Origin of the sequence: Cohnella lupini (genome assembly GCF_003386205.1) — a bacterium.
In the GTDB taxonomy this organism is placed as follows: Bacteria; Bacillota; Bacilli; order Paenibacillales; family Paenibacillaceae; genus Cohnella; species Cohnella lupini.
This window is the reverse complement of sequence record NZ_QRDY01000007.1, coordinates 24,784-38,427: the sequence shown is the minus strand read 5'-3', so window position 1 is coordinate 38,427 and position 13,644 is coordinate 24,784. Positions and strand designations below refer to the sequence as shown.

General features: G+C 49.7%; 17 protein-coding genes. 5 read left to right on the top strand and 12 right to left on the bottom strand.

All coding sequences use genetic code 11. The features are described from left to right. Positions 1–14: 14 nt before the first annotated feature. The 3 genes from DFP95_RS13975 to DFP95_RS13965 are packed head-to-tail and all read left to right on the top strand — an operon-like array spanning position 15 to position 2,405. Positions 15–1,085: a Ger(x)C family spore germination protein gene (locus DFP95_RS13975; protein WP_181907409.1), complete on the top strand. Its 1,071-nt coding sequence runs from the start codon at positions 15–17 to the stop codon at positions 1,083–1,085. Between the two features lie 13 nt (positions 1,086–1,098). Continuing rightward, a complete protein-coding gene (locus DFP95_RS13970; protein WP_115993260.1) occupies positions 1,099–2,202 on the top strand; it encodes a GerAB/ArcD/ProY family transporter in 1,104 nt (367 codons plus the stop codon). Beyond that, complete coding sequence (locus tag DFP95_RS13965) at positions 2,199–2,405, top strand: hypothetical protein (RefSeq protein WP_115993259.1); 207 nt, start codon at positions 2,199–2,201, stop codon at positions 2,403–2,405. The genes DFP95_RS13970 and DFP95_RS13965 overlap by 4 nt, the downstream gene beginning before the upstream one ends. Positions 2,406–2,410: 5 nt before the next feature. Here the strand turns inward: DFP95_RS13965 and DFP95_RS13960 are convergent, their stop codons facing one another. Next, positions 2,411–3,172, bottom strand: a complete 762-nt coding sequence (locus DFP95_RS13960; protein ID WP_245987651.1) for a spermidine synthase — start codon at positions 3,170–3,172, stop codon at positions 2,411–2,413. Between the two features lie 224 nt (positions 3,173–3,396). On the opposite strand from DFP95_RS13960, the gene DFP95_RS13955 reads away from it, so the two are divergent. Then, positions 3,397–4,347: an MBL fold metallo-hydrolase gene (locus tag DFP95_RS13955; RefSeq protein ID WP_115993258.1), complete on the top strand. Its 951-nt coding sequence runs from the start codon at positions 3,397–3,399 to the stop codon at positions 4,345–4,347. A 62-nt stretch (positions 4,348–4,409) separates the two neighbouring features. Here DFP95_RS13955 and DFP95_RS13950 read toward each other — a convergent pair whose 3' ends face one another. The 6 genes from DFP95_RS13950 to DFP95_RS13925 form a co-directional block, all read right to left on the bottom strand. Further along, on the bottom strand, positions 4,410–5,264 hold the full coding sequence (locus DFP95_RS13950) for a manganese catalase family protein (protein ID WP_115993257.1): 855 nt from the start codon (positions 5,262–5,264) through the stop codon (positions 4,410–4,412). Positions 5,265–5,424: 160 nt separating this feature from the next. Further along, positions 5,425–5,946, bottom strand: coding sequence for a hypothetical protein (locus DFP95_RS13945; protein WP_115993256.1), 522 nt, complete (start codon positions 5,944–5,946; stop codon positions 5,425–5,427). 69 nt (positions 5,947–6,015) lie between these two features. Further along, a complete protein-coding gene (locus DFP95_RS13940) occupies positions 6,016–7,419 on the bottom strand; it encodes a HAMP domain-containing sensor histidine kinase (protein ID WP_115993255.1) in 1,404 nt (467 codons plus the stop codon). After that, entirely contained in the window at positions 7,419–8,153 is a 735-nt protein-coding gene (locus DFP95_RS13935; protein WP_220376387.1) for a response regulator transcription factor, read from the bottom strand. The genes DFP95_RS13940 and DFP95_RS13935 overlap by 1 nt, the downstream gene beginning before the upstream one ends. 76 nt (positions 8,154–8,229) lie before the next feature. Beyond that, on the bottom strand, positions 8,230–8,643 hold the full coding sequence (locus tag DFP95_RS13930) for a VOC family protein (RefSeq protein WP_115993254.1): 414 nt from the start codon (positions 8,641–8,643) through the stop codon (positions 8,230–8,232). Positions 8,644–8,690: 47 nt separating this feature from the next. Next, on the bottom strand, positions 8,691–9,101 hold the full coding sequence (locus tag DFP95_RS13925; protein WP_115993253.1) for a VOC family protein: 411 nt from the start codon (positions 9,099–9,101) through the stop codon (positions 8,691–8,693). Between the two features lie 182 nt (positions 9,102–9,283). Here DFP95_RS13925 and DFP95_RS13920 point away from each other — a divergent pair, with 182 nt between their 5' ends. Beyond that, the gene (locus DFP95_RS13920) at positions 9,284–9,919 is read left to right on the top strand and encodes a rhomboid family intramembrane serine protease (RefSeq protein WP_115993252.1); all 636 of its coding nucleotides are present in this window, start codon (positions 9,284–9,286) and stop codon (positions 9,917–9,919) included. Between the two features lie 32 nt (positions 9,920–9,951). Here the strand turns inward: DFP95_RS13920 and DFP95_RS13915 are convergent, their stop codons facing one another. The 5 genes from DFP95_RS13915 to DFP95_RS13895 all read right to left on the bottom strand — a co-directional run bounded on the left by DFP95_RS13915 (position 9,952) and on the right by DFP95_RS13895 (position 13,579). Then, on the bottom strand, positions 9,952–10,653 hold the full coding sequence (locus DFP95_RS13915) for an HAD family hydrolase (RefSeq protein WP_245987650.1): 702 nt from the start codon (positions 10,651–10,653) through the stop codon (positions 9,952–9,954). Between the two features lie 120 nt (positions 10,654–10,773). Further along, positions 10,774–11,253, bottom strand: coding sequence for a YhjD family protein (locus tag DFP95_RS13910; RefSeq protein WP_115993250.1), 480 nt, complete (start codon positions 11,251–11,253; stop codon positions 10,774–10,776). Continuing rightward, positions 11,250–12,509: a DNA polymerase IV gene (locus DFP95_RS13905; RefSeq protein WP_115993249.1), complete on the bottom strand. Its 1,260-nt coding sequence runs from the start codon at positions 12,507–12,509 to the stop codon at positions 11,250–11,252. The genes DFP95_RS13910 and DFP95_RS13905 overlap by 4 nt, the downstream gene beginning before the upstream one ends. Then, entirely contained in the window at positions 12,499–12,696 is a 198-nt protein-coding gene (locus DFP95_RS13900) for a WYL domain-containing protein (RefSeq protein ID WP_245987649.1), read from the bottom strand. Before DFP95_RS13900 ends, DFP95_RS13905 begins: the two co-directional genes overlap by 11 nt. Before the next feature lie 244 nt (positions 12,697–12,940). Next, positions 12,941–13,579, bottom strand: a complete 639-nt coding sequence (locus DFP95_RS13895) for an HD domain-containing protein (protein ID WP_115993247.1) — start codon at positions 13,577–13,579, stop codon at positions 12,941–12,943. Positions 13,580–13,644: the final 65 nt, after the last annotated feature.

The following is a 13,644-nucleotide window of genomic DNA, read 5'->3' as shown; positions in this document are numbered from 1 at the left end:
CCGGATGCTGGGATATGAAAGAAATCAATTCTCTTGCAATCGTTACGATGGCCGGAGTGGACAAAGATCCGGACACCGGAGAATTCACAGCTTATTACCAAGTCATTAATCCGACGGGGCTTTCTACCCGTATTGGCTCTACGTCGAGAGCGGCCGTCTACACCTTCAATTTCAAAGACTACAGCATCGGCAAATTTTCCGAGAAAACAGGCATGTCCATGCCGAGGAGGTTCTTTACGCCTCATCTGCAGACCTACATCATTTCCGAACGGTATGCCCGAAGCGGGATATTGGATATTCTCAATTTCGTCGAGCTGAGCCCGGAACGTCGGTCTAACGTGATCTTGTTGGTCACGGACAGTCCGATGTATAAGGTCATGAACAGCTTTACTTCATTGGAAAGAGTGCCCGGTCGGTTTATCCGAGACATGACGAGTCAATATAAACCCAACTTTAGCATGAGTAATTTTCCGATCCGGTTTAAAGATTTCGCTAAGCAGATGAATCGCCACACTCCGATCGTCGTTCCCATCGTCCACTATAATGGAGAGAATCCATCCTCCAAAACCAGTAGATTGGAACAGATCGATGCAACCCGTGATGGGATGAGCTATGGCAGAGCAGCCGTCTTCATTCAAGACCGCATGGTAGGCGCGGTCAGCGAGCAAATGAAAAATATATTTTTCATCATCAACAGCAAATACAGACAAACGACGGAGACTTTTAAAGTGAACGGAAGTCTCGTCGATGTGCAGGCTGCGAATATACACGTTAAGCGTAAATGGGTGACTCCCGGCTCCCGGATGGTTATAGAAGTCCATACCGACCTCCATCTGTTGAATAATCAACAGAAAAACAAAATGACCTTGCCCAACATTCACGACATCGAAGCGGCGTTCGATCTAAGCTTCGGGCAAAGACTAACGGCTTTCGAGCGGTTGTCTAAAGATAAAGGTTGGGATTTGCTTGGCATACAAGATAATGGGGGCAATACGATGACATGGCACGAGACGGAAGTCACGTTTCAAATCCACTCCAGGCTGACGACGATCGGTAACTCCAGTACACCCTACACTCTAGAATAGAGGAAACCGTCCGATGGAGAATCCTAAATTAAGCGCTTGGCAGATGTTCAACTTGCTCTTCATGTACATCATTGGAACCTCGTTCATCTTGCTGCCGGGAAGCCTCATCGCCGATGCCAAGCAATACGGCTGGATGATCGGCGTATGGTCGTTCGTCTACGGAATCGCGCTAGCGGGGTTCTGGCTATACTTGTCCAGCCGATTTCCCGGATTAAGCATCGTTCAGATCGCGGTGCAAGTATTGGGTAAATGGGCCGGAGGGTTAGTGTCCCTGCTATACATTCTCTTCTTCATCCAAATCGCGTCTTGGGTTACGCGAAATTTAAGCGATTTCATGCACATTAACCTGATGCCTAAGACTCCCTTATCCGTCTTCAATATCCTTATCCTGTTCGTATGCGCCTATGCCGTCATCAAAGGAATCGAATCGATCGCCATGGTAAGCGAGTTTTTGGCGCCTTTCGTCATTTTGGTTTTCTGGTTATCCTTCGGGGTGATGGTTCAGGAGTGGGATTGGCAAAATTTCCGCTTTCCTTATACGTTTCGGCCCATAGAGACATTTATTCATACTCGCTATGCCCTCGCGTTTCCCTATATGGAGGTCGTTTCCTTCATGATGCTATTTCCGTTTTCAACGCGCCGATTAAAACTATCGGTTTTCTCCGGGATCGCTTTTTCGGGAATTCTGTTTAGTCTAAGTGTATTTTTTACGATCGGCATACTGGGTGTTGAACGCAGCTCCCATCTTATTTATCCCATATTCATCATTTTTCGCGAAATGGAGTTTACCAACTTCGCCGAGCATTTGGAATCGATATTTTCCGTCAATACCCTTCTTATCGTTTGCATCAAATTAAGCATTTTATTCTACTGCGCGGTATTGGGTATCTGCCAGCTATTCCAATTGAAAGAGCGCGCGGTCGTCGCCTTTCCCCTAATCTGGATAATTTCAGCGTATTCTCTATTATTCGAAAGCATCGTCGATAACGTCGACTGGATCCAAAAGTATTTATTCCAATATTACCTGCATTACGCGGTCGCGTTCCCGGCCCTGCTCATCGTTTGCTCGTGGTTTAGGAAGAAAAAACCTTCGCAAGGGAGGGAGCCTTCGGCATGACCCGGATGATCATCGCGTACGTTTTGTTTATCTTAGGCGGACTGTTGATGTTAAGAGGTTATCGATTAACCAAGAAGGACAAGGCCATCTTCATCGGAATTACGACCCTGGGGGCTGCGTTATGGGGGAGTATTATCTTAAAGCATCCCTTCGACGTGAATAAGGCCATCGCTTGGATGCTAACCCAAGGCGGTTTGGGATAAGCACTTTACTCATGAGGACGACTCCAAGCTTCGTCTATTATGATATGGCCGGAATCGAATTCGACCTCGACTAAGCCGGGGGAAGCTTGCTCGGCCATATCTATCGGAAGACGGCTACCGACAAGAATGATATTCCGAGCATCCGCGGCGCTGTCTGCCTGCAAAGACATGCCCTTAACGAATGGATAAACCTCGCTAAAGGTCGTATACACGGCGTTCATATACCGATCGTTCTTGGGTTTCCCCATCACATTCAAGAGAATAGCTCCTTGCGGCTTAAGCTTCTCCAGAGTCATCTCGAAAAAACCGATCGTGGCGAGATGAAGCGGAGTTCCTTGGCTGGTGAACGCATCCAAGAGGATGTAGTCGTACCGGCTGGATTGCTCTTGGCCAAGAATTCGCCGCCCATCGCCCACGATCACGTTATCCTGGAGATACCCGAAGTATGTCTTGCTGAACTCGACGACCTTCTCGTCGATTTCCGCCACCTTGAAATCCTTATCCGGATAATGGCCGGCTATGGTTCCGATGCCATGTCCGATAACGAAAACATCGCGGAATTCCGGTTGCAGGAGATCCATCAAGTCGATTATCGCCCGTTGATAGTCCAGTACGACGCGTTTCGTATCCTTTAAGTCTATCGCTCCCTGAACGGCTTCGTCCGCGAATTTCAAGCATCGGTATTTGCCCGTCTTTCCGTTTAATTCGGTCGATTCGTATACCGTCAGCTCATTGAACTTACTGACTTCGTTAACGATTACATGCAAGTCGCCCTGCTCCTTCTGAGATACGATTGTCGAATAGAAACTTCGATTGTATATGGTGTATATCCTAGCGTCGCGAGGATGGTATTCTCCTGATTATATCCTGCTTTAGTTCAATTCTCATCCTTTCCGGCATGCTTCTCCCATTTTTTACATGTTGTAAATTTGATTAAATGATAGGATTGAGTTTGCAACTGCAAAAGCGGGATAAGGGGTTGAAACCATTGATGAAACCATTTTCCGAATCGAGACACTTTCGGATGGAGAGGGTAGCGGACGGCGTTTTCGCCGCGATTTCGAAGCCCGGCACAGGCTCGCTAGGCAACGCCGCAATCATTGATCTTGGGGATGCGACGCTTGTCGTCGACACGATGTTAACGCTTGAAGCTGCCCGGGATTTGCGTGATGCCGCAGAAAGCTTGTTCGGAAAGCCTGTCTCGTATGTGTTCAATACGCACTGGCATGTGGACCATACGTTCGGTAATCAGGTGTTTGCTCCTGCCGCTCAGATCATTTCCACATCCAAGACGAGACAAATGATGTCCACCCTTTTGAAGGAGAGAATCGCTCAACACCTTGCTCAGCCGGATGAATTCTATCAAGAGCTGCAGCCGATCGAAGAGAAGATACGGGAAGAGAAGGATGACAAGCTTAGGCTTGAGATGCAATTGGACGTTGGATATGATCGCGAATATATCAAAGGACTTCCGGATATCATCTTAACGCTGCCGTCTATAACATTCGAGCATGACTTGACTCTTCATGGCAGCCGCCGCTCGGTGCAACTGATTACCTATGGCGGCGGGCATTCCGAATGCGATGCATTCGTCTACTTGCCGGATGAGCAAACGGCCGTAATGGGGGATCTCGTTTTCTCAGGCCAACATCCCGTCATGCGACGCGCAGACCCGGATCAGTGGATAAGCATTCTCGACCGGGTCGAGGAATTGGATTTGGAGACCATCGTACCCGGACACGGCGATGTCGGCACGCTTGAAGCACTCCGGCAAGTTCGCGAATATATCACCGAGATGACGGCCATAGCCGAGAAACTGGTTCGGCACAATCGTACCGCAGAGGACGCCGCTATTCCCGAAAAGTACCGCGACTGGCATTTCACATCCGACTTCAAGGTCAACTTGCAAAGGCTTATCGAATTAATGGGAGAAAGAATATAGCATATGAAAACCCCTGTCAAAACTGGTCTGTTCCTTTCCAGTGTTGACAGGGGTTTGTTTGCTTATCGGTTCATATCGCTTAAGCCGGGAGCGTGCTCGTTCGGCATCTCTGGCATCTGAGGTACCGGGAACCCTTGGGGAGGCTCCGTAACCGACAGGTCGCCGCCGTTGCGGCTTGGACTCTTGCCTTGGAAAATTTCCGCGATTCTGGTTTCGTCTAACCTGAAATTGAATTGGATATTGTGGAATCCCTTGTCCACGTATTTCCGGCACTCGGGATACTTATTAATATCGTAATTCGGAACGGGGAATAACTTGCCCCAACTCACGCCCAGCATCTCCAGCGCTTTGGCGAACGCGTTCTGGTGAGCGTTATCCCGTACGATCAGGAAACCGAGCGTTTCGCGGAACGTCTTGTTCGAGCTCATCTCGTATATCCTCGATTTCTGCAACACTCCCGTCGATTCGAGAACGACGTTGTTCAACAGATCGGCGATGAGATTTCCGTGGCTGTATACGTAAGAGCCGCTCCACGGGTTACCTCCGGCATCCACCGGCAACGATGCTTGGGCGCCCATGATGAAGTGATGCGGATTCGCATGCTTGACTGCCTCGTCTATCGGCGCGGCATTCATGCCGGCATTCCCCGGCGTGGACTCTCCGGCGCCGTTCAAGAGTTGATTGATCGTTTTCTGGACGAGCTCTACGTGAGCGATCTCCTCCAAGAAAACGCCACGTATCAAATCTTGGAACTGTTTGTCCTTCCCCCTAAAGTTGGAGCTCTGGAAAAAGTACTGCATCATCGTCCGCATCTCGCCGAACTGACCTCCGAGCGCTTCCTGAAGCACCTTGGCCGCAGCGGGATCCGGTTGATCCGGCTCGATGATATTGATCAATTCTTCTTTGTAGTAATACATGATACACCTCCGCGCGAATGGTAAGTCATCTTCTTACCTTCTCCTTCGGTGCCGATAATATTCTCTCCAATCGGATGTGACCCCAGCTAAAAAAAGAAACCCGAGGATGGATGATATCCCGGATTCCTTGCTGCCTACCAGATTTGATTGGAAATTTGGCTTAAACAGTTGCTGTCAATAAAGCCGTTTGCAGATTTTGCTGAAGAACGAGAACGGCTTCCTTAGCCTGAATAATCTGCTCCTTCAACGATAGGATTTGCGTCAACGAAGCGATTCCCGCATCCGCGTTGCCCGCTTGTTTTGCCGCCTTTACTTGAAGCCACAGCGCTTGTTTCTGCGTGCGAAGCGCTTCTATTGAAGTATGCTGCGCCTTGATTTGAACTCCCAACGCTTGAAGCGATGACTTAAGCGCTGCTTTCTGTTCCTTGGTTAAAGCATGGCGAGCGGATTTAGTCGCTTGTTGCAAACTTTTAATCTGGGCAGTCAAGGCTTGTTGCTCTGCCCTTAAGGTATCTAATTGGCCTTTCAGCTGTTCCGTTTGATCTTTCCACGAGGATAGCTGCGCTTGCTTGGCTGCCTTGGTCTCCTTGTCCAATTTCGGCGTTGCGGCCATAGCGGATTGCGCTGCTCCAAGGGATAGAGCCATTCCCAGCGCGACTAAAACGATTCTTTTCTTCAACATGTTCATTGTACCTCCTACGACTATTTTAATTACATCCTCACTTTACCGTTCAAATGTATCAAAAGTTTGTCACACTCGAACATGGGGCAAGTCGACCCTGATCTCCGTGCCCTTCCCTCGCGTCGATTCGGCATGAATCTTCCCTCCATGGGCGTGTACGATGTGGCGGGATATCGTAAGTCCGAGACCCGAACCTCTTGTAGATCGGCTGGATTCGGCTTTGTACAACCTCTCGAATAAGTGCGGCATATGCTCCGGCTCGATACCTTGTCCGTCATCTTGAACGGATATCCCCACTCTTTGATGATTCATGAATAGCTTTACTAAAATCTTCGTACCAGCAAGGTTGTGGTCGAGCGCGTTACCGATCAGATTGACCAATGCTTGCCTTAAGCGCATCGGATCGGCTCTCATGACGATAGCATTGTCCTTCTGCATCGCGACTTTCAAGCGCATGCCTAACGCTTCGGCTTTCGGCTTCAATTGTTGCGCGGTTTGTTCGACGAGCTCGTTCATATCCACTTCTTGAAAGTCGAATCGAATCTGGTGCTCCTCGAACGCAGACAACTCCATGATCTGATCGATCAGCTTGCCGAGCCGCTCCGATTCCTGCAAGGATAGAGCAATGAATTCCGATTGTTCCCGGTCGGTCAGTATTCCATCGGCAACGGCTTGCAACGTGCCCCGTATGCTCGTCAACGGCGTACGAAGCTCATGCGACATCTCCATGATGAGCCGTCTTCTTTGCTCCTCAATTCGCTCTATTCTTTCGGCCATGAGATTAAACGAATTGCCTAAACGCGCGACTTCATCGTTACCCTTTGTCGTAACCCGGCTTGCGAAATCTCCATTCGATACCGCCGTTGCCGCTATGCTTAACTCCTGTATCGGCTTAACTACCCTTCGGGTTGCAAACCATAAGAGAATAAGAAGAGGTCCCGCGCAGCATACCGCGACTAGCCATATGCTTCTGCGGATCGGCGCGGCCAACTGTTGAACGTCCGTAACCGGGGAGTAGATGAACGCCGAAGCGACCACTTCGTTGTCCATGCGCAAAGGAAAACCGACGATCAGCATTTTCTCTCCGTCCTGTTGCCGGAACCTCGCGATTTCATTGACCCTATTCCCTTCGTTCACGGACGATACCCAAACCTTCACGTCCGGGCGCACCCCGACGTCGAAGAGATCCTGCTTGAGATACTTTACTTTTTTTCCGATAATGCTGATGCTAACGTTATTTTCTTGCTCCATCCTCTTCCATTCTTTCCTGAGCTCCGAGAGGGTGATCTCGCTCTGAAGAAATCGATGATAGGCATTCTCTACGCTTGTTGCGCGATCGTTTAATTGATCCAAGCTTTGCCGGTAATAGTCCTTCTGAACGAGCCAGCTAATTACGAAGGTAAGGATTAGGAGAATAGCGATCGTGATCGCTATGGCAGCGACTACCCACTTCCGGAAGATCGATTGGAACATCAGGCGTTCACCTCGAATTTATAACCTACGCCCCACACGGTTGTCAGGCTCCAGATGTCGCCGTTGCCGAGCTTGCGTCGGATCCGTTGAACATATAAGTCCACTACCCGATCCTCGCCATCGAAATCCCAGCCCCATACCTGAGAGATCAAGTCTTCTCGGGAATAGACTTTGCCTGGACGCCGAGCCAAGAAGCTAATCAGATCGAATTCGCGCCGGGTCAGCGACACGGGCTTCGAATCTACGGCCGTCGTATACGAATCCATGAGCAAGGATAGATTTCCGATGTTAAGCTCGTTCTGCGTTTCCGCCTTCATGCCCGTCCGAGTCTGAGCCGTTCTTCTCAGTACGGAATCGATCCGCGCCAGCAGCTCGTTGGGATCGAAGGGCTTCACTAAATAATCGTCGGCCCCCATGCGGAGGCCTTCTATCCGTTCGTGAACCTCTCCCCGCGCGGTCAGCATGATGATAGGCGTCATGTCTCCGTTCTCTCTTAATTGCCTGCACACCGCCCATCCATCCAGCCTCGGAAGCATGAGGTCTAGCACCGCCAGATCGAACCGGCCCGATTGAATGCTATTTAACGCGGCAAACCCGTCGCCAGCATCCTCGACCTCGTATCCGTGTTTGGTCAGATAGAGCTTGATGATCTTGACTATAGATGGATCGTCATCGACGACCATGATTCGCTTATGAATGATTGCCGTCTCCCTCTTGTATCCGAATATCACCATTATAATAGACTCGAGGTGCTTTTTCCTGAACAAAATAAAGAGACCGGCGGCTGCCGATCTCCTGTTTGCGTATGATTTAACCTTGAATCGCGCTCTCGTCCATGTGCATGAACTCCCACAAATGACCGTCCGGATCCTTGAAGCTTCTCGTGTACATGAATCCATGATCTGCAGGATCGTTGTAATGCTGGGCTCCAGCCGCGAACGCCCTGTCCACGATTTCGTCTACCTGAGCCCTGCTCTCGGCCGATAAGGCTACGATCACTTCGTTACCTGTCGACGTATCCGAAATCCCGCTCTTGGTAAACGATTTGAAGTAATCCTCCACCAGCAGCATGGCGTAAATTTTATCGCTGATAACCATGCACGTCGCGTTCTCATCCGTAAATTGCGGGTTAAATTCGTAGCCTACCGCTTTGAAGAACGCAACCGATTTGTTCAAATCCTTCACGGGCAAATTCACGAAAATCTTATCCGATGTCAATGCCATTACCTTCACCCCTTCATTGAATTTAGTTAGAACTTAATGGAACGGAATTACGATTGGATGGGTGCAAATTCATTGGACACTTGCCATGAAACACCGAACTTGTCCTCCAGACGTCCGAACAAGGCTCCCCAGAATTGAACTTGCAGCGGATCCTTCACCACACCGCCTTCCGAGAGCTTGGCGAATGCTTCACGAGCTTCGTCTTCCGTGCCGAAGATCAAGCTAAGATCCGTTCCGTTGCCCCGGTGAATCGGACCGGACGGGGAATCGGACAAGAATAACGGAACTCCAGCAGCTTCCATGTCCAGATGGATGACTTTGTTCTTGAGCTCTTCCGCAGATCCGGGAAGATCGCCGAACGTCTGGACCGAACGAATCTCTCCTCCAAGCGCCTTCACGTAGAATTCGGCTTGCGATTTAGCGTCCTCCGAGAAAATATAGGGAACAAGTCTGGCCATCATTCAACTTCCTTTCGTCTTAGCATTTGATTGTTTTCATGGGCTAGCTAACTTCTAAAAAGAATATACCCTACGCGGAATATTCCTGTCAAGGTATATATTCGAAATAAGAAATTTCTTAATCTTAGATCCCTCATGTTAGAATATACAGAAGTAAATCTATCGCATACGGAGGGTTGCTTATGATGTTCGTACGATATGAGAATTTGCGTAGCTATATCCGGTTGTACCCGATTACCTCACTCATTCTGATCATTAACGTAGCTTTGTTTATCGTGGATTTCGTGTTCTTGGATCGGGAAATTACGATATGGGGAATGTTCTATCAGGAGCATGTCTTCAATCGGTACGGGTTCGAAGAACCTTATAGGTTCGTGACCTCTATCGCCCTGCATGCGGGATGGGAGCATCTGTTATTCAATTGCTTCTCTATTCTGGTATTCGCTCCTCCGCTGGAAAGGCTTCTGGGGCATCTTCGATATCTGGCGTTCTACCTCGTCGCCGGGATTGGCGGAAACGTATTAAGCGCATTCGTCCATGCGGGCTCCGATTATAGCTCGGTCGGCGCATCGGGAGCTATATACGGCGTTTTCGGATGTTATCTGTTTCTTGCGATATTTCACAAGAACGCGTTGGATGACGGTTCCCGGAAAACCGTATACGCCACCTTGATCTTCGGTTTGATCTACTCCGTGCTAATGCCGGGCATCAATATTTGGGCTCATATCGGCGGCGCCATTACGGGTATCGCGTTAATGGGACAATGGTCTCTCCTTAGAGGCCGCAAGCAGCTCGAGGCGAGACTGCGGAATTATTGAGCTTGGTTTGGCTTGGCTTGGCTTTATGCCGATTATAATCCCCCGACCGATAACAGATCCTGCATTCTGGCAATCGAATACTTGGGCGTTATGGACGTTGGGAGTTCGATTTGATTGCGATTATAGAAGCAGAAATCGATCCCCGCGTTCAACGCTCCGTGATAATCGTCTTGCAAGGAATCCCCTACGAACAACACCTCTCCGTAGTCCACCCTTAGTTCTTGAAGCGCGATATCGAATATTTCTTTCTTCGGCTTACGGATTCCGACCTCGTCCGACACGACGACCGATTGAAACAGGCTCTGGATATTTCCCGCCGCGAGCCTCTTCTTCTGCGCTTCGCTGATTCCGTTCGAGATGATGCCTAGCCGATACTTGGATTGAACGACCGATAATACCTCTTCGGCGCCGCTCTCGAAGTGGCACGTATTGCAGAAGTAATTCCAGTAGGTGCTCGTTAGCTGATTATGTAGCGCTACGTCGGCGTTCAGCGTATCCCGGAATGAAAACCGCAATACGTCCTCGATGCTCTTGACGCTGCCCTGATTCACGAAATCCATCCAATGCGCGTAATTGTGCTTTAAGAAGGTTTCCCAGAACGAGCTCCATTGCGTCTCGTCATCGCCAAAGAGCGCATGATCGCTGCACGTTCTCTTCATGGAATCCAGTTCGCTAAGGGTATAGTTAAGCAGGGTATTATCCAGATCGAAAATAATCGCTTTGTACATGTTCATTCACTCTCCTTTCAGTCTAGCCTTTAAGTAATTCCATTTCCGGACCGGAATTCCCTTTCTCTTCCTACGGATTCTGACGGTGAAGACGAAGCAAAGAAAGTCGCATGTGGGCGACTTTCTTCACTCTTTCTTGGGCGGCGTCGGATTCGGGTTGAATATTGACGAAGCATAACGAGCCATTCGGAAGCTGATCTCCGAACGCAACGTCTCCCGCACGATCCCGAACTTGTCTTCGTATCCGCGGCAGACGTACCTATGGTAGATAATCCCATCCGCCGTCTCGTCGTCGTACACCTTAATATTGCGCGATTTCAGCTCGCGCCGGAGAGCGAACAAATCCTTCGTGATCCGATCCATCACGAGTTCAATGAACTGCTCGAAATACTTTTTGTATAAATTAGGGGTTCTCTTGGCTTCTTGCAAGCTCTTCTCGCTCATCGTAAGCATATGGGGAAACATGATCACGTCGCGGATCATCGTTAGTTCATCGCTTGTCGCCCTGCCTATCAACGTCTTGTTGTTACGTTCCTCATATTGCTCTTGATGTTCGGTTAGCAGCATCTTCGATTTCCAGCGCTCGTTCCCATCCAATTTGCTCATTTGTAATGTCCTCCGATTTGCTCTGAACGCTCTCTGGCTACGCCGGATCCCAGTAAGGACGAAGCCCTCATGATGGCATCGCTCCCGTATCGGTCTTTGATTTCGTCCGTAGTCCGCTCTATGTCGTAAGCTTCCGCGCGATTCTCGAATAACGTCAGTTGGTACGTGCTGTCGTCGGAAAGCTGCGTCAATGATACATACAAGTGACTCACGGGCATGCCGCGCCAATGCTCGACGAATAGCTTCATTACCGCAGCCGCCACTTCATGCGTAAGCGACGTGGGTTGAGGCAGCGTCATTTGCCTGCCGAATCCGGACGACTTCTCTCCGTCCGTCTCCCCCGCGCCGACGGATACGACCCTGCCTTGGTAACCCAGCCGGCGAGCTCTCCGGCAAACCTCCACGACCAGTTCTAAGAGCACGACTTCGATATCCGCTAATTTACGGTAGAGGCTGCTTCGTAACGTTTTTCCGTGGCTTACCGATTTCAAGTTGCCGCGGATGGACGACACGACCGGACTCGGATCGATCCCCCGGGCGGTTTGCCAATAATATTCTGCCTGAATATCGCTTTGCTTCCCCATCCGTTGCCTTAAGCGCCGCTTGAAATCCGCAAGCGGCATTTGGGCGATATCTCCGATCGTGTTCAAACCCATGTACATAAAATGCTTGGTCATGCGGGATCCGACCATGAACATGTGATGCACGGGAAGCGGCCACAGATCCTTCTCCACGTTCTCGTATCCAAGTTCGAAGACGCCGTCGTCCCGTTTCTTGGCGAAGTTGTCGGTGGCCATCTTCGCCAGAATCTTCGTCGGGCCGATTCCAACCCTAGACCAGACTCCCGTAGACAACCGAATATGGGTTTGGATATGTTGGGCAATCTGATTAGGGGAACCGAAGGTTCCGACGGATCCCGTCACGTCTAGAAATTGCTCATCGATCGAATAAGGCTCAACCAGATCGGTGATGGACTCGAAAATCTCCGTAATCAACAAAGAAATCGTAATGTAGCGCTGCATTCTCGGACGAATCACGACAAGGTCGGGACACTTCACGAGCGCCTCTCCGATCCGTTCCGCCGTGGTCACGCCGCGAGACTTCGCCATCGGGCAGGCTGCGAGAATAATCCCGGATTTACGTTCGGGATCTCCTACTGCGATCGGTTTGTCGCGATACTCCGGGTGCGCGCTCTTCTCCACGGATGCATAGAACGACTGTCCGTCTACAAGAAAAATAGTACGTTCAGGAGGCATGCAGGTTCACCGGGAACGCTGACAATATCCGGTCGATCCTGAAAGGCCGGGGCGCTCTCTTCGCCACGTCGTATGCGAACACTTTGCCGTCGCGAATGCTCCTAACCCGGATGGTGCGCATCGTGATTTTCCCTTTGGCATCCTGGTAGATGATTCGGACCATCTGGCCGACGTATTTCTCAGGCATGCTCATCGCCTCCATAATCGAACATTTGTTCCCTTATTATATGGCGAACGTGCGTTCTTATGCAACAGGTAATAATATAACGAATTCCCTGATTATTCATGAGCGGGGGGAGCAACAAAAGTACCGCCGCCTGACTCCGAAAAATAAGGATTAGATTAACCCAAAAAAAACGAAACAGCAGCAGCCCAGGACAAGAAATAAGTCCTAGACTGCTGCTGTTATTGAAACCGATCATTCAAGACATTTACTCATCCCATGGGGAATGAAGGACATGATGGCAAAAGTTGGGGCGCTTAAATCCCGGAAGATACAGTTCGAGCACGTCCGCGTTAATTGTTCCGAATGTGGTTTCCGGTTTGTGTTTGAAGCCTTCCAAGAATGCATGTAAAATGTCGTGTTTAAACTCGTTGCGGGGAAAAGCCTCGACGACCTGCTGCCGCGCTTCTGCCGAGATAAGATCGAAGTTCTTTCCGACCACATCGTAACCGACGCCGAAATTCATAAGCGCCGCTTCGGGTTCCTTATATTCGACGATTCCGATGCTTGTATGCAGGGCAACGGCATCCCATACAAGTCGAATGGAATCTTCCGGGATCCCGCGGCTCTTAAGAAAATCGCGGGCAGCATTAGCCCCATCGACCTCAAAACGTTTGTCAGCGCTTCGAAATGCGGGAGTGAGGCCGAGATCGTGGAAAAGCGAACTGATATAAAGCAATTCGGAATCGTATTTCATTTGGTTCAGGTTACCCTTCATAGCAGAGAACAGAAATACCCGGTTCGAGTGGTTCCACAGAAGATCGTCGCCATGCTCGCGCAATAATTCAGCAGCTTCAACGGCTAGTTTACTATCGGGAATCTTTATATCGGCAATTAAATTCGTCATCGATAACTGTCTCCTTCAACTTTGTTTTGGTTTGTACATCAAAGAAGACAACCGAAGGAACCTAT

Coding starts and splice junctions, on each gene's coding strand:
- DFP95_RS13975 (WP_181907409.1), top strand. CDS start 15: ATGAAAGAAATCAATTCTCTTGCAATCGTTACGATGGCCGGAGTGGAC.
- DFP95_RS13970 (WP_115993260.1), top strand. CDS start 1,099: ATGGAGAATCCTAAATTAAGCGCTTGGCAGATGTTCAACTTGCTCTTC.
- DFP95_RS13965 (WP_115993259.1), top strand. CDS start 2,199: ATGACCCGGATGATCATCGCGTACGTTTTGTTTATCTTAGGCGGACTG.
- DFP95_RS13955 (WP_115993258.1), top strand. CDS start 3,397: ATGAAACCATTTTCCGAATCGAGACACTTTCGGATGGAGAGGGTAGCG.
- DFP95_RS13950 (WP_115993257.1), bottom strand. CDS start 5,264: ATGTATTACTACAAAGAAGAATTGATCAATATCATCGAGCCGGATCAA.
- DFP95_RS13945 (WP_115993256.1), bottom strand. CDS start 5,946: ATGTTGAAGAAAAGAATCGTTTTAGTCGCGCTGGGAATGGCTCTATCC.
- DFP95_RS13940 (WP_115993255.1), bottom strand. CDS start 7,419: ATGTTCCAATCGATCTTCCGGAAGTGGGTAGTCGCTGCCATAGCGATC.
- DFP95_RS13935 (WP_220376387.1), bottom strand. CDS start 8,153: ATGGTGATATTCGGATACAAGAGGGAGACGGCAATCATTCATAAGCGA.
- DFP95_RS13930 (WP_115993254.1), bottom strand. CDS start 8,643: ATGGCATTGACATCGGATAAGATTTTCGTGAATTTGCCCGTGAAGGAT.
- DFP95_RS13925 (WP_115993253.1), bottom strand. CDS start 9,101: ATGGCCAGACTTGTTCCCTATATTTTCTCGGAGGACGCTAAATCGCAA.
- DFP95_RS13920 (WP_115993252.1), top strand. CDS start 9,284: ATGATGTTCGTACGATATGAGAATTTGCGTAGCTATATCCGGTTGTAC.
- DFP95_RS13915 (WP_245987650.1), bottom strand. CDS start 10,653: ATGAACATGTACAAAGCGATTATTTTCGATCTGGATAATACCCTGCTT.
- DFP95_RS13910 (WP_115993250.1), bottom strand. CDS start 11,253: ATGAGCAAATTGGATGGGAACGAGCGCTGGAAATCGAAGATGCTGCTA.
- DFP95_RS13905 (WP_115993249.1), bottom strand. CDS start 12,509: ATGCCTCCTGAACGTACTATTTTTCTTGTAGACGGACAGTCGTTCTAT.
- DFP95_RS13900 (WP_245987649.1), bottom strand. CDS start 12,696: ATGCCTGAGAAATACGTCGGCCAGATGGTCCGAATCATCTACCAGGAT.
- DFP95_RS13895 (WP_115993247.1), bottom strand. CDS start 13,579: ATGACGAATTTAATTGCCGATATAAAGATTCCCGATAGTAAACTAGCC.